This window comes from Pseudoalteromonas sp. NFXS53 (assembly GCF_056629255.1).
In genome coordinates, this window is sequence record NZ_JBWVBR010000004.1 from 209,854 (window position 1) to 229,556 (window position 19,703).

16 protein-coding genes and 2 tRNA genes are annotated in these 19,703 nt (G+C 40.7%); 13 read left to right on the forward strand and 5 right to left on the reverse strand.

The window, feature by feature from the left end:
• The first annotated feature begins 210 nt into the window (after nt 1-210).
• Nucleotides 211-1,464 (forward strand): hypothetical protein, encoded by a 1,254-nt coding sequence (locus AC1HJP_RS07170; protein ID WP_480361222.1) that lies wholly within the window; start codon nt 211-213, stop codon nt 1,462-1,464.
• 20 nt (nt 1,465-1,484) lie between these two features.
• Here AC1HJP_RS07170 and AC1HJP_RS07175 read toward each other — a convergent pair whose 3' ends face one another.
• Complete coding sequence (locus AC1HJP_RS07175; RefSeq protein WP_480361237.1) at nt 1,485-1,925, reverse strand: VOC family protein; 441 nt, start codon at nt 1,923-1,925, stop codon at nt 1,485-1,487.
• Nucleotides 1,926-2,083: 158 nt separating this feature from the next.
• On the opposite strand from AC1HJP_RS07175, the gene AC1HJP_RS07180 reads away from it, so the two are divergent.
• From AC1HJP_RS07180 to ihfA, 6 genes are all read left to right on the forward strand, one after another.
• On the forward strand, nt 2,084-3,277 hold the full coding sequence (locus AC1HJP_RS07180) for a GAF domain-containing protein (RefSeq protein ID WP_480361223.1): 1,194 nt from the start codon (nt 2,084-2,086) through the stop codon (nt 3,275-3,277).
• Between the two features lie 65 nt (nt 3,278-3,342).
• Nucleotides 3,343-4,398: a DUF2066 domain-containing protein gene (locus AC1HJP_RS07185; RefSeq protein WP_480361224.1), complete on the forward strand. Its 1,056-nt coding sequence runs from the start codon at nt 3,343-3,345 to the stop codon at nt 4,396-4,398.
• The gene (gene hda, locus AC1HJP_RS07190) at nt 4,395-5,105 is read left to right on the forward strand and encodes a DnaA regulatory inactivator Hda (protein WP_480361238.1); all 711 of its coding nucleotides are present in this window, start codon (nt 4,395-4,397) and stop codon (nt 5,103-5,105) included. Before AC1HJP_RS07185 ends, hda begins: the two co-directional genes overlap by 4 nt.
• Nucleotides 5,106-5,188: 83 nt before the next feature.
• Nucleotides 5,189-6,169, forward strand: a complete 981-nt coding sequence (pheS, locus tag AC1HJP_RS07195) for a phenylalanine--tRNA ligase subunit alpha (protein ID WP_058030551.1) — start codon at nt 5,189-5,191, stop codon at nt 6,167-6,169.
• Between the two features lie 13 nt (nt 6,170-6,182).
• Entirely contained in the window at nt 6,183-8,570 is a 2,388-nt protein-coding gene (gene pheT, locus AC1HJP_RS07200; protein ID WP_480361225.1) for a phenylalanine--tRNA ligase subunit beta, read from the forward strand.
• Nucleotides 8,571-8,572: 2 nt separating this feature from the next.
• On the forward strand, nt 8,573-8,869 hold the full coding sequence (gene ihfA / locus AC1HJP_RS07205) for an integration host factor subunit alpha (RefSeq protein ID WP_058030549.1): 297 nt from the start codon (nt 8,573-8,575) through the stop codon (nt 8,867-8,869).
• Between the two features lie 185 nt (nt 8,870-9,054).
• Here the strand turns inward: ihfA and AC1HJP_RS07210 are convergent, their stop codons facing one another.
• From AC1HJP_RS07210 to AC1HJP_RS07225, 4 genes are all read right to left on the reverse strand, one after another.
• Nucleotides 9,055-9,909, reverse strand: a complete 855-nt coding sequence (locus AC1HJP_RS07210) for a Tim44 domain-containing protein (RefSeq protein WP_480361226.1) — start codon at nt 9,907-9,909, stop codon at nt 9,055-9,057.
• Between the two features lie 123 nt (nt 9,910-10,032).
• Nucleotides 10,033-10,920, reverse strand: a complete 888-nt coding sequence (locus AC1HJP_RS07215) for a substrate-binding periplasmic protein (RefSeq protein WP_480361227.1) — start codon at nt 10,918-10,920, stop codon at nt 10,033-10,035.
• 287 nt (nt 10,921-11,207) lie between these two features.
• The gene (gene cysK / locus AC1HJP_RS07220; RefSeq protein WP_480361228.1) at nt 11,208-12,176 is read right to left on the reverse strand and encodes a cysteine synthase A; all 969 of its coding nucleotides are present in this window, start codon (nt 12,174-12,176) and stop codon (nt 11,208-11,210) included.
• Between the two features lie 141 nt (nt 12,177-12,317).
• Entirely contained in the window at nt 12,318-14,657 is a 2,340-nt protein-coding gene (locus AC1HJP_RS07225; protein WP_480361229.1) for a carbohydrate binding family 9 domain-containing protein, read from the reverse strand.
• A gap of 211 nt (nt 14,658-14,868) precedes the next feature.
• Between AC1HJP_RS07225 and AC1HJP_RS07230 the strand changes: the two genes are divergently transcribed.
• From AC1HJP_RS07230 to AC1HJP_RS07255, 6 genes are all read left to right on the forward strand, one after another.
• Nucleotides 14,869-16,017 (forward strand): dicarboxylate/amino acid:cation symporter, encoded by a 1,149-nt coding sequence (locus tag AC1HJP_RS07230; protein WP_138478035.1) that lies wholly within the window; start codon nt 14,869-14,871, stop codon nt 16,015-16,017.
• 185 nt (nt 16,018-16,202) lie between these two features.
• Nucleotides 16,203-16,853, forward strand: a complete 651-nt coding sequence (gene uvrY, locus AC1HJP_RS07235) for a UvrY/SirA/GacA family response regulator transcription factor (RefSeq protein ID WP_058030543.1) — start codon at nt 16,203-16,205, stop codon at nt 16,851-16,853.
• A gap of 9 nt (nt 16,854-16,862) precedes the next feature.
• Complete coding sequence (uvrC, locus tag AC1HJP_RS07240) at nt 16,863-18,686, forward strand: excinuclease ABC subunit UvrC (protein ID WP_480361230.1); 1,824 nt, start codon at nt 16,863-16,865, stop codon at nt 18,684-18,686.
• Between the two features lie 41 nt (nt 18,687-18,727).
• Nucleotides 18,728-19,273 carry a CDP-diacylglycerol--glycerol-3-phosphate 3-phosphatidyltransferase gene (pgsA, locus tag AC1HJP_RS07245; RefSeq protein ID WP_058030541.1) on the forward strand — a complete coding sequence of 182 codons (546 nt, stop codon included), beginning with the start codon at nt 18,728-18,730 and terminating at the stop codon, nt 19,271-19,273.
• A 168-nt stretch (nt 19,274-19,441) separates the two neighbouring features.
• Nucleotides 19,442-19,517 (forward strand) — tRNA-Gly (locus tag AC1HJP_RS07250).
• Nucleotides 19,518-19,530: 13 nt separating this feature from the next.
• A tRNA-Cys gene (locus tag AC1HJP_RS07255) sits at nt 19,531-19,604 on the forward strand.
• Nucleotides 19,605-19,703 lie beyond the last annotated feature (99 nt).

Consider the following 19,703-nt stretch of genomic DNA (forward strand, 5'->3'; position numbering starts at 1 on the left):
AAAGGTTCAATCATTTTTAGGGATTAAAGCGGTCACTCATAGTGTTAAGAATTGCCTATTCAAGACTGTATGGATACAGAAGATAGAGCAATGTAGCAGTAATTGCTAAGAACAACGAAATAGCAAAATTTTACTTTGCTAAAGACTTTTTTTCTTTGCTATGTATTGCTTACTTATTTAAAACAATTGGTACAGCAAGGAGCGTTAATTATGGTTGCAAATACTCATCTTCAATTTTCATTGCAGCATCAATTTTTTGATGCGTTGCTAGACAAAGTATCTAGTTTGATATCATTCGAATCCCTTACTCATTCTCACCAGCATAAATTTATTAATCAACGCCAAGGAAAAAATAGCTGGGGTGCTAGGGTGCTTCATGGTGGGAAGTTTTATAAAATATTGAACAGTGCTGAAGTGTCATATGAGGCGCTATTGATAAACGAACAAACTGAATATTTGTTTGCTTCGCTTGATGAAATAAAGTCTTATTTAAATCAGCATAATATAAAAGCCACTTTCATTGAGCTTGCACCAAACCAAACGGTGATACCAAGTTTTCAAAAAAAGAATATGAACTTAGTCACAGCTGCTTTGTTATTGCAATGGTTTAATTTTGGGCCATTTGGTTTTCATATTGAATGGCTTAAAGAAATGCCCAACTATAATGGCAGTTATATTACTAGAGCATTACTTTATTTAGACAAAAGCTTATCCGAAAAAGACTGGTTACTTGGTTATGGGATGCACTCCCAAATAATGCCTATCTCAGACAATCAGCCATCGATACATCAAATCATGAACAGTTTAGACATATGCCGACCAATTTGTATTTTAGATGCACATTTACCGATAGCTTACATTAATGATATCACTGCTGAACTGGTTTTTAATGAGCTAAAAAAGAAAGGAGATTCACCCTATACGGATTTCACTGCGTTTAAGAACCAATTAGATGAGCAAGGAGGGCTGTTTGAGAAGCAGTTACTTTGGCTGATTGATGTTCTTCCAGAAGAGCAGCTCCTGCAGCAAGTATCTCATTTGCTCTCAACCATAGATGATACTTTGTGTAAAAGTGAAGAAGCAGGGTTCAGTTCGATATTGGTGAATGACACACACACATTCTCTAGAGCGATTATTGATTATTACCAAGACGACTCATTGCCTGTAAAAATAGTGAGTGTTGAGCCAGCAACTGATAGCGACTACTACAAGGTTAAAATGGCCCCAGAGTATCCAATTGAGCCTTTATCTCCTTTTAGAGAGCTTTTCTCGGTAATGAAAGCCCAAGAATGGGACAAAGAACAACTTACCAGTACGCAAGCGTTTTGCACTGAGACTTTAGGGAGAGAGGGAGATTTTCAAAGTTACCTAGTTTTGAATGAGGACCCACTTAATGCCCATAGAGAGGATTTATTGTCAATTCAAGTGCTAGGCAAGACAGATACAATTGAAGGGAGCAGTTAACCCCTTCAATTGTGTTGCAGTTACCAGGAACCTGTATTTTCCATGTCTACCCATGGCTGTTGAGGTGGTAGAGAGTCACCTTTTTGTAATAGCTCGATAGAAATTCCATCCGGTGATTTAACGAATGCCATATGGCCGCAACGAGGTGGGCGGTTTATGGTGACACCCGCATCCATGAGTTTTTGACAAAGCGCATAAATATTCTCAACTGCAAATGCTAAATGCCCGAAATTCCTGCCGCCTGTATATTCTTCAGTATCCCAATTAAAAGTTAGCTCAATCGTTGGGCTAAAAGTTTGTTTAGCCGTTTCTAGCTGGCCAGGGGCCGCTAAATAAACTAACGTAAACCTACCAGCTTCACTGTCATAACGTTTGACTTCATTAAGACCTAATAGGTCACAGTAAAATGCTAATGATGCGTCTAAGTCTTTAACGCGCACCATAGTATGTAAAAATTCCATCATTGCTCCTAATCAACTTTGTGACAGACCTCATTAAACGAATAAAGCCTCAGGTTGGTTTGAAAAATCAGTTAAATGTTCTAACTTAAATTTAATACGCGTAGCTTAACGGACTATACTTATCTAGGGTAGCCCAGATGAGTATGCAAGGGATATAAATGGCCAAATTAACCATTACCAGTGATAACAATGTCATAGATAGCATGACTGACATTGTTGCTTGTTTAAATACCAGTGACTCAATTCAGAGATTTTTACTCGACATCCATTGTATTTTACAAAAAGTGACTTACGCAGATAATTTCTATGTGGTGTTATTCAAAAATAATGGTGAGCTGTCTTTTCCGTATTTTCATGATGTCAAAGACGATATTCGGGCAGAAGATTTAGAAGACATTAAGTTTGAACAAATTAAAAAGACACTTACAGCCTATGCTTTAGAGCAAAAGACAATCTGTAATTTTACTGATGTAGAAATACAGCAGTTAATTGATGCTGGCACATTACAAGTGCTAGGCACAATTCCTCAGCAGTGGCTTTGCTTTCCACTGAAAAATAGAAATCACTTTCTCGGTGCCTTCATAATTCAATCTTACCGTCGCAATGATGAATACTCTGGCGTTATTGTTGATGTACTTTACACCATTAGTCATGTCATCTCTTCTGCGCTAGATGCATTTAATAACCAACAAGCATTGCTCGAAGCCAATCAAACCTTGCAAGATTACCAAGCTGAATTAGAAAAGCATGTTGCAGCTAGAACCCAAGAGCTTCAGCAAAGCTTAGAAGACTTACAACATGAGGTTGAGAAAAGCGAAAAGCTGCAATCACAATTAGAATATGAATCTCTGCATGACAACCTCACAAACTTAGCGAACCGGAAATATCTATTCAAAGAGCTGTCACGGTTAGCCTCTAAATCCGAACGAAACAAAATTGAAGTATATGTGTTGTATCTAGACTTAGATGATTTTAAACCGATAAACGATGAGTTTGGTCATAAAAGTGGTGACTTAGTGTTAAGAACCGTTGCACAAAGGCTGACCAGTGAAGTGAGAGGGTATGACTTGGTTGCCAGAATTGGTGGTGATGAATTTGTGGTATTGCTGATGGAACCATTACACTTTGGTGTGCTCGACCAGCTTTGCCAGCGATTATTACGTAGTATTCAACAGCCGATTCAATTAGAGTCAGAGCTAGTGGCTAATTGTGGCTGTAGCATTGGTGTGGCAGGAAATTATACTCAGCAATTTACCGCTGAAAACTTACTACACCAAGCTGATCAGTCTTTGTATGCAGCTAAAAACAAAGGTAAAAACCAAGTCCACTTTGCTATGAGTCATGAGCAATAGGTTTAACTTGCTTTATCTTTTAGTTGCTTTAGGATCAAACTCAAACGTTTTTTAAATACCTTGATATGATCTTAAGACTGTTACTTCTTTTTTGTTTATTCTCTCCAAGCCTAGTCAAGGCAATTGAGGTTTTAGACCTTTATGAGAGTACGCTCTATATCGATGATAAAACGCGTGCTAGTCGCGTAGATGCCAGTAAAGCGGCGCTTACTAATGTGATCAAAAAGCTCACAGGTAAGTCTGAAGTAAACTCTCACCCTTTAATCCGCCAAGCGATGCGCTCTATTTCTGACTATATGTTGAAGTATGAGTATCTAGAAACGCGTGATGGTGAATTACAGATCAAAGTAAAGTTCGAAGCGCAAAAAGTTGAAGAGTTGGTTCAAGATGCAAATCTACCATTATGGGGTAATAGGCGACCAAAGATTGCCATTTGGCTTGCGATTGAAGATGGTTTTCGCAGAGACTTCGTGACTCAAGAAAGCTACCCTCAGTTAGAACGTCTCATTTATGATACGGCCCAAGATTGGGGCGTACCAGTGGTTGTGCCACTAATGGATTTAGAAGATAGAAGTAAAGTGGGCATAGCTGAAGTGTGGGGCAATTTTTCAGAACCGGTTGAAATTGCGTCGATGCGTTATCAAGCCGAGCGCGTGATCACCGCAAGAATGTTCAAACCAGAAGCCAGCGATTTCTGGCAACTTGAATGGCGCTATACCGATGCTGAATTATTTGAATCAAATCAATTGGTAGGCGACAAGCAGCAGGTGTTGATCCAAATGGTTAATAACTTTTCTGATGCTTTGGTCAAGCAGTTTGCTATTGATCCAAATAAAACGTATGCATCAGCAAGCTCAGTACTGACAGTTGATAAACTGTCGGACTTTGTGACCATAGAGCAGGCGAGAAGACAGCTTATTAGTATCAGTACCGTTGTTGAAGTGGACGTCATCGAGCGTACAAACGATGCGGTGAAGTTTTTAGTTGAACATACTTCTGATGTCACTGATTTAGTCAAAGCGATAAAACTAGAGCGAAGCTTTACACCGTTTGTAGACCCAAGAGCTTTTTATCAACTTGAAGATAGTCATAACCTCAAGTACTCATGGGTAGGCGAATAATGCAGTTAGAGCCAATGCAAATGGCTTTGCCAGTGACTTTACCTGATGATGAAACATTCAGTGCCTATTTTGGTGGGGAAGAATCTCTTGAGGTGAATCACTTAAAGGCGACATTAGAAAATCGCAATGAAGACTTTCAGTTTACCTATTTATGTGGCTTAGCTGATTCAGGAAAGTCTCACTTACTTTATGCCACTTGTATTGCGGCACAAGAGTTAGGCTTATCTACCATGCTGTTAAGCCTTCGCGAAGTGATCAGTTTTGGCCCTGAAGTACTCGATGGTTTAGAGTCTTTAGATGTTCTATGCATAGATGACGTGCATTTAGTTGCTGGTGTAGATACATGGGAAAAAGCGCTATTTAACTTTTTCAATCGTTTTAATGAAAAAGGTAAGTGTTTAGTGGTCACGGCAGATTTACTGCCTGATATGCTACATATCAATTTGCCTGATTTAGAGTCTCGTCTAAAGTGGGGTACAACTTTTCAAATTCGCTCTATGAGTGATGATGATAAGGCTGAAGCCTTAGTTAAACGCGCTAACATGCGGGGCCTTGAATTAAGTGATGAATGTGCGCGCTTTTTATTAACCAGGTTAAGCCGTGATATGCGCGCTTTACTCGATATTTTAGACAGACTTGATCATGCATCCATGGCTGCACAAAGAAAACTCACAATTCCTTTCATAAAAGCCACTTTAAAACTGTAGAAGGGCTAGAATCCAGCCCTTGCTTTCAGTTATCATTGTCGATTAATAAACAGCAAATTACCTCAATAAAGATCAGGTAGAAAATGAACTTAGAGAATATCTTAGCCGAAGCGCTTGAAGCCGTTTCGAGCGCGAGCGAAATTGCGCATCTAGAAGATGTACGCGTAAAATACCTTGGTAAAAAAGGTGAGATCACAGGTCTTTTAAAGACTTTAGGTAAATTAGCACCAGAAGAGCGTAAAGATGCCGGTGCTGTGATCAACAAAGCGAAAACGCAAGTACAAGACGCAATTAACGAAAAAAGAGAAGCATTGGTTGCTGCTGAGCTTGAAAAGAAACTAGCCGCAGAAACAATTGATGTGACTTTACCAGGTCGTGTAATGCCGACAGGTGGCATTCACCCAGTAACTCGTACAATTGAAAGAATTGAAACTTTCTTTGGTGAGTTAGGTTTTGCTGTTAAATCTGGTCCTGAAGTTGAAGACGACTTCCACAACTTTGATGCACTGAATATTCCTGAGCATCACCCTGCACGAGCTGATCACGATACTTTCTACTTTAACCCTAAGTTGGTTTTACGTACGCAAACAAGTGGTGTACAGATCCGTACTATGGAAACTGAACAACCGCCACTACGTATTATCTCTCCAGGCCGTGTTTACCGTAACGACTACGACCAAACACACACGCCAATGTTCCACCAAGTTGAAGGCCTAATGGTTGATACTGATGTGAGCTTTACTGAACTGAAAGGTATTTTGCACGACTTCCTACGCAACTTCTTTGAAGAAGATATGGAAATCCGTTTCCGCCCATCTTACTTCCCGTTTACAGAGCCTTCAGCTGAAGTAGACGTAAAAGGTAAAAACGGTAAATGGTTAGAAGTATTAGGTTGCGGTATGGTGCATCCAAACGTACTCAAATCTGTTGGCATTGACCCAGAAAAATACACTGGCTTTGCATTCGGCATGGGCGTTGAGCGTTTAACTATGCTTCGCTACGGTGTGAACGACTTACGTGCGTTCTTCGAAAATGACATGAAATTCCTAAACCAATTCAGATAAGAGCGAAAGAAATATGAAATTTAGTGAAAAGTGGTTACGTGAGTGGGTAAATCCAGCTATCGATACCGAGGCTCTTTCTGAACAACTTTCAATGGCTGGCCTTGAAGTTGATGGCGTAGACGCTGTTGCTGGTGACTTCAGTGGCGTTGTAATTGGTGAAGTGGTTGAGTGTGGTCAACACCCAGATGCTGACAAATTACGCGTAACAAAAATCAATGTAGGCGAAGACGAGCTGCTAGACATTGTGTGTGGTGCAGCAAACTGTCGCCAAGGTCTAAAAGTTGCAGTTGCTAAAGTTGGCGCAGTATTACCTGGCGATTTCAAAATTAAAAAAGCAAAGCTTCGTGGTCAACCTTCTCACGGCATGTTATGTGCGTTTGAAGAGCTAGGCATGGCTGAAAGCTCTGACGGTATTTTAGAACTTCCAGCAGATGCACCAATTGGCCAATGTATTCGTGAATACTTTAACCTTGATGACGTGACAATCGACGTTGACCTAACAGCGAACCGCAGTGACTGTTTAGGCATTAAAGGTCTTGCACGTGAAGTGGGTGTATTGAACAGCCAAGACGTGATTGAAGTTGCTATTGCCGCTGTTGAGCCAACAATTGAAGACACGATTAATATCGAGCTAGTGAACAGCCAAGCTTGTCCTCGTTACTTAGGTCGTATCATTAAAGGTATTAACCTTGAAGCGACAACACCGCTTTGGATGGTTGAAAAACTTCGTCGTTCTGGCGTACGTTCAATAGACCCGGTTGTTGACGTAACAAACTATGTGTTGCTTGAGCTTGGTCACCCAATGCATGCGTTTGATTTAGCAGCAATTGAAGGTGGTATTAAGGTTCGTAACGCAAACGAAAATGAAGAGCTAGTTCTACTTGATGGTAATACGGCAAAACTTAACCCTTCAACGTTACTTATTGCTGATGAAAACAAAGCGTTAGCAATGGCGGGTATTTTTGGTGGTGAAGGCTCAGGCGTTAAAGAAGGCACGCAAGACATCTTACTTGAAAGTGCATTCTTCGCACCACTGGCGATTGCTGGTCAAGCACGTAGCTACGGCTTACACACAGATGCATCACACCGTTACGAGCGTGGTGTTGATCCTAAATTGCAGCGCGATGCCATGGAGCGTGCAACAGCATTACTTCTTGAGATTGTAGGTGGTGAAGCAGGTCCAGTTGTTGAGGCTGTATCTGAAGCAGATCTTCCAGTTGAGAAGTCAGTAACACTGCGTCGTGAGCGTTTAGACCGTGTTATCGGTTATCACATTGAAGATGCTAAGGTAACAGATATCCTAACTCGTTTAGGTTTAACGGTTGAATTTGCAAACGACACTTGGAGCGCACAAGTGCCAAGCTATCGTTTCGATATCAGTATCGAAGAAGACCTAATCGAAGAAGTGGCGCGTGTATTTGGTTATAACAACATTCCAAATGTAGCACCGACAGCGGCGCTTAAGATGACAACGCACCAAGAAGCTAAGCTTCCTATTGCTAAATTCAGAAACGAGCTCGTTGCACGTGGCTACCAAGAAGCAATTACTTACAGCTTCGTAGACCCTAAAGTACAGCAGCAGCTTCACCCACAAAGCGATGCATTAGTATTACCACATCCAATTTCGATTGAAATGTCGGCAATGCGTGTAAGCTTATTGACAGGTTTAATCAATACGGTTGTATATAACCAAAACCGTCAGCAATCACGTTTACGCTTCTTTGAACATGGCTTAAAGTTCTTAAAAGATGAAACTGCAGAAAATGGTGTGAGCCAAATCGCGGTTCTTGGCGGTATCATTTACGGTAATACCCATAACGAGCACTGGTCAATCGAGTCTAAACCGGTTGATTTCTTTGACGCTAAAGGTGATGTAGAAGCGCTTATCGCTTTAACGAATGACGTAAGCCGTTTCTCATTCAAAGCCGAAGCAAATGATGGCCTTCACCCAGGTCAATCAGCGGCGATTTACCTTGATGACAAGAAAGTTGGTTTTATTGGTGCTGTTCACCCTCAACTTCAAAAGTCTCTTGGTTTAAACAATACGGCGTTTGTTTTTGAAATTGAAGCAGATGCATTAGTTGCTCGTAAGCTGCCAGAAGCGGTTAGCGTGTCAAAATTCCCATCAAATCGCAGAGATATTGCTATTTTAGTTGCGGATGACGTAAAAATAGGCGATATTTTAAATAGCATTGAGAAAGTTGGCGGAAATCAATTAGTTGACCTAAACTTATTCGATGTGTACAAGGGCAAAGGTATTGAGCCGGGCTTTAAGAGCCTAGCGATTGCTCTTACATTGCAAGCAGCTGATAAAACGCTCGAAGAGAATGATATCAATAGGCTTGTAGAAAACGTGGTGGCAGAACTTGCCAACAAATTTAATGCATCGTTGAGGGACTAGATATGGCGCTTACTAAAGCAGACATAGCTGAACACCTATTTGAAAAATTGGGGATGAACAAAAAGGATGCCAAAGATATAGTTGAAGCGTTTTTTGAAGAAATCCGCTCAGCGCTGGAAAAAGGAGAGCAGGTAAAGCTTTCTGGTTTTGGCAACTTTGATCTAAGAGACAAGAAAGAGAGACCAGGACGTAATCCTAAAACTGGAGAAGATATTCCGATCTCTGCGCGTCGTGTTGTAACTTTCCGCCCTGGGCAGAAGTTAAAGACACGTGTAGAAGTGGGAACAAGCAAAGAATAGCTTATCTAGTCTCACCTGATTTTTTGATAAAACCCTAGCGCAAGCTGGGGTTTTTTATTTTGAAAAGCTAAAAGCTAAAAGCTAAAACGTAAATTAAAGCGTAGCAAGATTTGCTTGTTATAGGTGGAATTAAACAGGCATAAAAAAACGCCTCATTAAGAGGCGTTTCCAGTATTTATTGCTAATTAATCAATTAGGTCTTCAACACCAACGATTAACCAAGGTGCATCACCTTGAGTTTGGCGCTCTAAGTGCCAAATCTCATGAATTGGCTCTTCTTGATTGTCACCAAGGTCACGGTATTTACCTTTAAACATAATGCTCACTTCCCAAACATGTGGGTGCGTGTCTGCACGAACTAGTTGTGCATCAACAAACATGACTTCGGTTGCAACACTGTCATGTTGTTCACGCTCAGCTTTAAACTCTTCAACTAATGCTGGGCTTAGGTACTCGGCCATTTTGCCGTAGTCTTTGTCGTTCCATGCCTTTTGAACAGTGTGGTAGTGCTCACGGGCACCTTGTAAAAAGCCATTAACGTCAAAATCTTTTGGCAAGTTGAACGGCACATCATTTTGTTGTCCGAAACCGCCTGAAGATTGCATAGGCTGCTGTGCTTGGAACTGCTGCGGCTGCTGTTGGAATTGTTGCTGTTGACCAAACTGAGGACCACCTGCCATTTGTGGTTGCTGGCGCTTTGCCATCATACCTTTGATTAGCTTGAAAATAACAAATGCTGCAATCGCTAGCAGGATCATTTCTAAGAACTGAAAGCCTTCAAAATCATCACCCATCATGGCTGCAATTAAACCACCTGCTAATAAACCACCAAGTACTCCGGCCATAATGCTTTTTTTACTTGATTTACCAGCTGTTTTTGCAGGAAGGCTTTTTGTATCAACTTGTTGTTTTTGCTGAGTAGTTGAAGTGCTGTGCGTTTTTCCTGATTTCTTTTTACCGAACTTCTTACGGGCTTCAGCATCGAAGCTAGTTGCGAATAAAAGTGAGATCAGTGAAAAAATAACGAGAAAGTTTTTCATACTATTCCTATTAAACTGAAATTTTGGTTAGTTTAAATAATGAATAGTTAAAGTTAAATAAAATTTTATAAAAAAGTGCTCATAGACAGTTTTAATCGAACTAAATGTCAGCAAATATGGAATTTAGTAACACTCAGTGATCCCCATATCGACTATTCTGTCTGTTTCACCACTGTTATTGAATTGGTATAGGCTTTTGTTGAGATCGCGAAGCAGCTTTCGCCAACGAGGAGATTGCTTGCTCAATGCAAAATAGAGGTTATTGTACTGAAGCGAATGGGTTTCACGTTCTATATTCCTTAACAGGGTCGCTTTTTCTGGTCGTGGTAGTTCAGAGTAACTGACGGTAAATTTTAGCACTTTGGGGTCACCAATTATGAGGTCAACACGTTTGCCAACCAATAGCTTGACCAGTTGTAAGTCGTCGACGGCTTCAATTATGGTAAACTCATTGTTGTCCATCATGGCGTCAAATTCTGGGGTATTTTGATACCCTCTGACAACCCCAATTTTTTGTCCTTTAAGTGACAGTAAGTTGCCGTTAAACCTGTCAAGATCGCCTTTGCGTTTTAAAAAGCCAATCTCCCCGCCGGGGAAGGGGTTTGAAAGCGCGAGGAGTTCTCGCCTAGTTTTGCCCTCAACCGTGTCTGAGGGGGCTGAGTCTTCAATGTAGTACTCAGGCATGAGAATATCAGCTTTGCCGAGTTCAGCGGCTCTTACAGCCCTAGCCCAAGGTAAAAACTCGATATAAACACTGTAACCTCTCTCAACAAGTAAAGCGACGGTAAATTGAAAAACCCAGCCTTTATTACATAGTTGGTTACCAATATAGGGTGGCCAATCAAGTGTTACGATGTGAACAGGTTCTGAGTCATTAGCATTAAACAACAAGCCATTTTTGTATGTTTTGCCTTGAACAACTTGATAGATGTTATCTTTGAAGTAGCCAACATTCATGCTGGCAAAAGCATTGGCGCTAAAAAAGAGAAGTATAAAAATAAATAGTCGCATGAAGACTTTAGTTTGATAAAAACTTAATTCTAAGTTTAGGAAGCCCAGATGAAAACGCAAAGTTAATACCACCCCTCAATAATACTCAATCATTTTGAGGGACTAAAACTAACACTAGCTTCGTTAAAAATTTCTCATATAGAACAACTAAATAGCAAAATTTTCGCCTAGCTATCGGCTAGTTTTTCTTGCCTCAAAATAGAACGCTTAATTAAAAGGGGTGGTATAAAAACAAAGAAAGCCGACAATTGTCGGCTTTCCTATGTGTCAAAAAGTCAGTAATTGAATTACTGAACTAATTCTTGATCGCTGAACTTGTCTGCAAATAGAGGGCTTGATAGGTAACGCTCTGTTGCACTTGGTAAAATAACAACAATGTTTTTATCAGCGTTCTCAGGCTTCTCAGCAAGGCGTTTAGCTGCAACAACAGCAGCACCTGAAGAAATACCCACTAGGATACCTTCATCACGCATTAGCTGGTGTGCCATTTCAATTGCATCTTCATTTGACACTAGCTCAGTACCGTCAATAAGTTCTAGGTCAAGGTTTCCTGGAATGAAGCCCGCACCAATACCTTGGATTTTGTGAGGACCTGGCTTCACTTCTTCACCTGCAAGTGTTTGCGTGATAACTGGAGAATCAACAGGCTCAACCGCGATAGCTTTTACATCAAGACCTTTCTCTTGCTTAAGGTAACGTGTAGTACCAGAAATTGTTCCACCAGTACCAACACCCGCTACGAAGAAGTCAACTTTACCTTCCATCGCTTCAAAAATTTCAGGACCCGTTGTTTCGAAGTGAATTTTCGGGTTAGCTGGGTTCTCGAATTGCTGAAGTAATACGTACTTTTCAGGATCGCTCGCTAGGATCTCACTCGCTTTTTCAATCGCGCCTTTCATACCTTTAGCGCCTTCAGTAAGAACTAGGTTAGCACCTAATGCTTTAAGTAACTTACGACGCTCAAGGCTCATTGTGTTTGGCATAGTTAGCGTTAGTTTATAACCACGAGATGCAGCAACAAACGCAAGTGCGATACCTGTGTTACCAGATGTTGGCTCGATGATCTCTTTGCCTTCAGTTAAAGTACCTGATTTTTCAGCTTCCCAGATCATTGAAGCGCCAATACGACACTTAACACTGAAGCTTGGGTTACGTGCTTCAACTTTAGCGAAAACGTTACCACCTGTTACACGGTTTAATTTAACGATCGGAGTATTGCCAATAGTTAGGCTATTATCTGCAAAGATTTTAGACATTGTGTTCTCTTTCATGATCTAGATTTAATTAGTGTTCACTTTACTGAGGTCGAACAAAAACAGAAGGAAAGATTGGCTATAAGATATATCAAATATGCTTATAGCCGAAAAGTATAAAAAGTTTGTTTTATATGCTTTACATTACATTAACCAAGCATAGCTAAACTTCATAAAGAAAGTCTTTGAATCCTTAGTAATTTCTTCTAATTCATCATCTTGATAGCCACTATCAGAGAAGCCTGCAAAGAACACAGTTTGAGGGTTTAACTTATAAGAATAAAGTAGCTGTGTGCTCAAGCCTTTATAAGTGGCATCAACTGAGTCGATGTAATTACTCGGGTTGCGTTCAATGTCTGTTTTAATCACAGCCAGTCTTAAATAGCTATTTAAATTAAACTGATAGGTCATTCGTACATCTGTCAAATTGGCAGTGAATACATCAGCGCCATCTGCTTCTAATGTTTGATAAGTATGTCTGAATCGCAGTTCAAAATGCTTGCCTAAATTCAGATTAATGACAGGACGTACCCTGAACTGTTCACCTAGACGGTTGTTAGCAAGGTCAACTTTATTGCCATTGCTAATATTAAGGCTGGTAAACACACCAGATATCGGCTTCATTTCCATGTAGGTCCACAGGTTGTTTTCGGTAAACAAGTCTGTGTTTCCGTCAATGGCAAGACTGGCTTCGTTATGGCGAAGACCAGTGCGTTTTCTGTGTTCTACCCCTGTATTAATATGACTTTGCAGCGGGCCATTGATAGAGAAGTTAGTTTGTACTTCTTTCTCTAACAACTCGTCATTATCGTTATGCGTGATGTCCCAATCCGTGTACCAATTAGCACGGTTCCACCAAGTGTTCTCATCGCCATACCAACGATACTCGTAACCGGCCAAAAACTTATTGAAGTCGATTTGCGACATAAAGCCTAAATCAGAACGCAGGCCTTTATCTCGGTATTGGTAGCTTGTAAAAGCACGCCAATGCTTTTCGTTATGCTCATAATTTAATAAGTAACCTAGACCTTTAGTATCTTCTTTATTAAGTACACGTAATGTACTTTCATTTAAATCACAGTCAGAATCGATTTCACACTCTGGCTGAGATGGTTTTTGGCAGTCGCCTTGTTCACCATTACACAGTTCATCAACAAAAGCTTGGGTATAGTCGGTATCAGAAAGCAACACTTGTGCTTTAAAAATATCGTTATTGGTGAGCTTATACTTGCTGTCTAAGCTAATCACTTGGTTACTATAATCATCACTTTGCCTTGCCGTTGTTGTGGTACCGACAGATAACGCATTATTAAAGTCATAGCGGTACCTTAATGCTAGGTTCTCGCTTTTTTGGTCAAATGAAACAACGCGAGAGCCTAAGTTACCCGGGATCATCACATTTAGCTTTTCATCGTTAGCGATGAAGGCACCAACAGTATGACCTTGCTTATTACTGGTAAACTTCATGCCATAATCAGGTGCAGCAATGTTTCTAGTGTGGATCAGGTTTAAATGTGATGAGAAGTAGTCTGCGTTATCTAAGAAGAAAGCACGCTTCTCAGGGAAGAATAAACTAAAGCTATTGTTAACACTCAACTGGCCTGTATCGGCTTCCACTTGAGAAAAATCAGGATTCAGAGTCGCGTTAAGTGTCATATCTGGGGTGATAGCCCACTTTACATCTAAGCTTGGCTCGATATTATCGTCATCAATCCATTCGCCAGCATCATTGCCATCAATATCTCGTGTTTGTTGTTTACCGGCAACCAGTGATGGAATAAGTGCAAAATTGTTTCCTTGTTTGGCTTGCTCAAAACCTGTGTATTCAGGCATTTGGCAAATCCAACAATTATTGGCATGTTCAATTTGCATACTCGAAATACGAAGACGTTGGTCTCGTGGATAGAACCTTAAAAACTCCATCGCCATGGTTTTTGTGTCTATACTGTCATCAAAGTTCAAAACCCTTAAAGGAATTTCAACCTCCACGTAATAACCACCCTCATGGATGCTCCCAGCGCTATCCCAAATACCATTCCAAGAGCTATTTTCGCTTTTCGTTAGTTCATTTTCGATAGAGTCTTGTTGTACGCCGAGTGGGTTAATAAATAATTGATAAGCACTTAAGCTATTGTTAAATGAATCAATTTTGATACCAACAAGGTCATCATTCCATGCACTGTCACGGTCTCGATAGAAGGCGCGGATAAGTTCAGGGTTTGGGTCTTTTGCATCGAAAGCAATGAATAATGAAGTACCATTTTCAAATACGTAAGCCGTTGTTTCAATTGGACTCGCAATGTTTTCTTGCGGCCATGTAACATTGTTAATGGTTATTTTTTTAGCTTGTTGCCAAACGGCTTCGTCAAGTTTGCCATCTATTTCAGCCTTAGCGTTAATAAAAGGTAGTGACTCAGAAGCAATTGATTGACTAGAAGCAGCGAGTAATGCTGCACTGATAATCGACAGAGAAGTTTTTAACATTATTGCGGTAATTTGTAGCACCAGAAATTAGCATAAATTAAATAGCACTCGAGGTTTGTTAACAATGCATAATCGTTAGAGGCACTTATTTTTAAGTTAAGTGCGTATAGGGTGTACCTAATTTGGTAATAGTGATGAAGAATAACGAATTTATAACAAATTCTCTGTAAAACATGTTAAAACGGCGCATCGTTTTTATCAGGGATAATTTATGTCGTTAATTTTGAAGTTACTTGCCGGTATCGCCGCAGGTATTGTGGTGGGCTCATATCTACCTTTACCGCTAGTAGAGCTACTTTACACATTTAAAGTGATTGTCGGTCAATTAATTAGTTTTACCATTCCTTTAATTATCTTGTTTTTCATTGCCTCAGGTATTGCAGGATTACCTAAAGGTGCAGGGCACCTATTAGGTAAGACGGTCGGCTTTGCCTATGGCTCAACTATTTTAGCGGGTACCTTAGCCTTTTTATTAGTAAACGCATTCGTGCCATTTTTCGAGGGTACAACGACTTACCAAGCCGTTCAGGCAACTGAATTGAAAAGCTTTATTAATATTGAAATCCCACCTTTGATGGGCGTAATGACTGCACTGGCAGCTGCATTCATATTTGGCATTGGTATTAGTCAGCTGGCACTGAAAGACTTACAGAATGTGGTTGATCAAGGTCGTGATGTCATTGATGCCTTACTTGCTAAAGTGATTATTCCTGCTCTTCCTTTTTACATTGCGGGTGTATTTGCTGAAATGGCGGTTGCAGGCACAGTGGCTGATACTTTAAGCACGTTTGGTATCGTTTTAGTTGCCGCGGTTGTTATGCACTGGTTATGGTTATCAGTGCTATTTATTGGTTCGGGTATTCTACTAAAGCGCAGCCCAATTGAATTAGTCAAAAACATGTTACCAGCTTACTTTACAGCAATTGGTACGATGTCTAGTGCGGCAACTATTCCAGTTTCTCTTCGTGCGAGTAAAGCCAATGGTGTAAAAGATGAAGTGGCAAATTTCTCAGTGCCACTTTGTGCGACTATCCACCTTTCAGGTTCAACGATTACGATCGTAACTTGTGCGATGGCAGTGATGTTACTGTCACCAGAGATGTCGATGCCAAGTATTACCAGTATTTTGCCGTTTATCTTTATGTTAGGCGTGGTGATGATCGCAGCGCCTGGCGCGCCGGGTGGCGCGGTAATGTCGGCTCTGGGTTTACTGACTTCAATGCTTGGATTCTCAGAGGGAGCAGTTGCACTTATGATTGCACTCTACCTTGCTCAAGATAGTTTTGGCACTGCTTGTAATGTCACCGGCGATGGTGTGATTGCCTTATGGGTAAATAAGTTCTCAGAGCAGAGTAAATAATCTAACAATTATTTGTTTTTGAACACCAAAAGGTCAGGAGTCACATTCTGGCCTTTTTTGGTTCTTTAGTATGATTTTTTAACTAATACAAAAGTTTAATCGTTATTTTTTACATAATTATGTGTTAACCTCAAATTGCTATTTTTAGTGATTGCGATTACCAAATTTTCTGTGAGGGTGTGCCATTGATTAATGTGTTATTAGTTGATGATCATGAGTTAGTTAGAACCGGCATCAAGCGAATTCTCGATGATGTTCGTGGCTTTAAAGTCATCGGTGAAGCTAAAACGGGTGAAGAGGCAGTTAAATTCTGCCGTGACAATAACCCTGATATTGTATTAATGGACATGAATATGCCGGGGATTGGCGGTCTTGAGGCGACAAAAAAGATTTGTCGATACAACCCTGATATTAAGGTAATTGTATTAACGGTTCATTGTGAAGATCCGTTCCCAAGCAAAGTGATGCAAGTGGGGGCACAGGGCTATTTGACCAAAGGGACGGGCTCTGACGAAATGATCAATGCCATCCGTGCTGTAAACTCAGGGCAGCGATATATCGCGCCTGAAATTGCTCAACAAATTGCGCTTGCGCAGTTTAGCGGTCGTAATGATGAGAACCCATTTCAGTCTTTGTCTGAGCGTGAACTGCAAATCATGCTGATGATCACTAAAGGTGAAAAAGCGCAAGATATTGCAGACAGACTTAACCTGAGTTCAAAAACAGTGAACAGCTATCGTTACCGTATGTTCGAAAAATTAAATGTTGGCGGTGATGTAGAGCTGACACATTTGGCTATTCGCCATAAAATGATCGATATAGACACATCGAACTAATCATTTTTAATGGCAGTATTTGATTCAAAAGCCTTTTTAAAAACATTATCTACAGAGCCTGGTGTTTACCGTATGTACGATGCGCAACACCAGGTTATTTATGTTGGTAAGGCGAAAAATTTAAAAAAACGTGTTTCGAGTTACTTTCGTAGCAACATTCCCGACGCTAAAACCCGAGTATTGGTAAGTAACATTGCCAATATAGAGGTAACGCTCACCAATACTGAAACCGAAGCACTGCTTCTCGAAAATAATCTCATTAAACAGTATCAACCTAGATACAACATCTTGTTAAGAGACGACAAGTCTTATCCTTATATTTTTTTAAGCGGGCACAAGCACCCCAGATTAGCTTTTCACCGAGGAAGCAGAAAACAAAAAGGGGATTACTTTGGCCCTTACCCGAGCAGCGCAGCCGTGTCTGAAAGTTTGCGTTTAATGCAAAAGATTTTCCCCGTGCGTCAATGTGAAGATGCCTATTATCGAGCCCGAAGTCGTCCTTGTCTGCAATACCAATTAAAGCGTTGTTCAGCGCCTTGTGTGGGTAAAGTCTCTGAAGGTGAATACAAAGAGCAGGTTGAACTGGTAAAACAGTTTTTATCAGGCAAATCACATCAAGTTATCGCGACCTTAGTTGAGAAGATGGAGCAGGCCAGTATGGCCTTGAATTTTGAGCTCGCGGCAAAAGTCCGAGATCAAATTGCAATTTTAAGACAAATGCAAGAGCAGCAGTTTGTAGCTGGTAACCTAGGCGAAATAGACATAATTGGTTTCCAACAGCAAAATGGCATTTGTGCTATTCACCTATTAATGGTGCGAGACCATAAAGTATTGGGCAGTAAAACCTACTTCCCTAAGGTGCCTAAAGACTCGCAGCAAGACGAAATCGTCACGTCATTTATTGGGCAATATTATGTAGGTGCGGGCACGCAACGGCAGATCCCTAAAGAAATTGTGTTGCCTTTTGAATTACAAGAGCAAATCGAACTCATCAATGCGCTATCGCAACTGGCCGATAAAAAAGTAGAGTTAAAGGCTTCTGTTCGCTCTGAACGTGCGCAATATCTCGCACTTGCAAATAAAAATGCATTAAACAGCATTGTTGTAAAACAAAACGCACAAGATTCGATTACTAAACGCTATGCGCTATTAAAAGAAGCACTACAGCTGAGCGATATCAACCGCATGGAATGTTTCGATATCAGTCATACCATGGGTGAAAATACCATTGCTTCATGTGTGGTATTTGATGGCAGTGGACCAAATAACAAAGAGTATCGTCGCTACAACGTTACGGGGATCACACCTGGTGATGATTATGCGGCAATGGCATTTGCTTTAAATAAACGCTATGGCAAGTTAAAAGATGAAGAAAAAATTCCAGACGTTATCTTTATAGACGGTGGTAAGGGTCAGCTTAATAAAGCAGAAGCATTTTTTGAAGATTGGCCGCACAGCAAAATGCCATTATTAGTTGGTGTTGCGAAAGGCACAAGCCGAAAGCCCGGTCTTGAGACGTTACTAATAGATGGCGGCAGACGAACCGTGAATCTTGACTCTGACTCGCCTGCTTTACATTTAATTCAGCACATACGTGACGAGTCACACCGTTTTGCCATAGCAGGACATAGAAACAAACGACAAAAACAGCGAACTCAATCTCTGTTAGAAGAAATAGAAGGAGTAGGGCAGAAACGCCGACAAGCCTTGTTAAAATACTTAGGTGGTATGCAAGGTGTAAAATCGGCTACTATAGCGCAGTTAAATCAAGTGCCTGGGATCAGCCAAGATATGGCTGAAAAGATATTTAATCATTTGCATGACAAAGCCTAATTGATCATGCAACACTATAAAAAAAGATACACAAAGTAGTTATGTGGAATATTCCTAATACCTTAACAACATTTAGATTGTTACTTATCCCTGTTTTTGCAGTGGTGTTTTATTTGCCTTACTCATGGGCTTTTTTTGCTGCCGCCTTTATTTTCTGGCTAGCATCGGTAACCGATATTCTTGATGGCTACTTGGCACGAAAACTCGATCAATCAACGCCTTTTGGGGCATTCTTAGATCCTGTTGCAGATAAAGTTATGGTCAGTGTGGCTTTAGTTGTTTTAGCAACCCACTATCAAAATATTTTTATTACTTTGGCTGCGCTGATCATTATAAGCCGCGAAATTGTGATATCTGCACTGAGAGAATGGATGGCCGAGCAAGGCAAGCGAGGCAATGTGGCAGTGAGTAATATGGGTAAGTTTAAAACTGCTGCACAAATGTTAGCCATCATTGGTTTGATTTGGCAATATGCACCTTGGATGACCATGTTAAGTTATGCGCTTTTAGCTATTGCAACACTATTAACTGTGACGTCAATGCTGGCATATTTGAATGCAGCAAAGTCTGAATTGATTAAATCTTGATATTTTACGGCTATATAGGCAGCAGTTTAGATAAAAATTGAGCAAACGATTAAAAACATTCATTTTTTATATTGACGCATTATTAAAGATCTGTAGAATGCGTCCGTGTTGAGAGGGCAGTATGCCTCAAAACGATAAAAGAAGTGAGTGAATAACTTACTTTGGAATGCGAGTATAGCTCAGCTGGTAGAGCGCGACCTTGCCAAGGTCGAGGTCACGAGTTCGAACCTCGTTACTCGCTCCAACTTTTATACGTCGGCGGAATGGCAGAGTGGCCATGCAGCGGATTGCAAATCCGTCTACCTCGGTTCGACTCCGGGTTCCGCCTCCATTTCTCAACACTCCACATGCGTAAGCAGCCCGATGCCCGGGTGGTGGAATTGGTAGACACAAGGGATTTAAAATCCCTCGTCAGTAATGACGTGCCGGT

Excerpts from the sequence above, each read along its gene's own strand:
- pgsA (WP_058030541.1), top strand. The coding sequence starts at position 18,728 with ATGTGGAATATTCCTAATACCTTAACAACATTTAGATTGTTACTTATC.
- AC1HJP_RS07170 (WP_480361222.1), top strand. The coding sequence starts at position 211 with ATGGTTGCAAATACTCATCTTCAATTTTCATTGCAGCATCAATTTTTT.
- AC1HJP_RS07210 (WP_480361226.1), bottom strand. The coding sequence starts at position 9,909 with ATGAAAAACTTTCTCGTTATTTTTTCACTGATCTCACTTTTATTCGCA.
- AC1HJP_RS07230 (WP_138478035.1), top strand. The coding sequence starts at position 14,869 with ATGTCGTTAATTTTGAAGTTACTTGCCGGTATCGCCGCAGGTATTGTG.
- AC1HJP_RS07215 (WP_480361227.1), bottom strand. The coding sequence starts at position 10,920 with ATGCGACTATTTATTTTTATACTTCTCTTTTTTAGCGCCAATGCTTTT.
- AC1HJP_RS07225 (WP_480361229.1), bottom strand. The coding sequence starts at position 14,657 with ATGTTAAAAACTTCTCTGTCGATTATCAGTGCAGCATTACTCGCTGCT.
- pheS (WP_058030551.1), top strand. The coding sequence starts at position 5,189 with ATGAACTTAGAGAATATCTTAGCCGAAGCGCTTGAAGCCGTTTCGAGC.
- AC1HJP_RS07185 (WP_480361224.1), top strand. The coding sequence starts at position 3,343 with ATGATCTTAAGACTGTTACTTCTTTTTTGTTTATTCTCTCCAAGCCTA.
- AC1HJP_RS07175 (WP_480361237.1), bottom strand. The coding sequence starts at position 1,925 with ATGGAATTTTTACATACTATGGTGCGCGTTAAAGACTTAGACGCATCA.
- ihfA (WP_058030549.1), top strand. The coding sequence starts at position 8,573 with ATGGCGCTTACTAAAGCAGACATAGCTGAACACCTATTTGAAAAATTG.
- cysK (WP_480361228.1), bottom strand. The coding sequence starts at position 12,176 with ATGTCTAAAATCTTTGCAGATAATAGCCTAACTATTGGCAATACTCCG.
- AC1HJP_RS07180 (WP_480361223.1), top strand. The coding sequence starts at position 2,084 with ATGGCCAAATTAACCATTACCAGTGATAACAATGTCATAGATAGCATG.
- uvrC (WP_480361230.1), top strand. The coding sequence starts at position 16,863 with ATGGCAGTATTTGATTCAAAAGCCTTTTTAAAAACATTATCTACAGAG.
- pheT (WP_480361225.1), top strand. The coding sequence starts at position 6,183 with ATGAAATTTAGTGAAAAGTGGTTACGTGAGTGGGTAAATCCAGCTATC.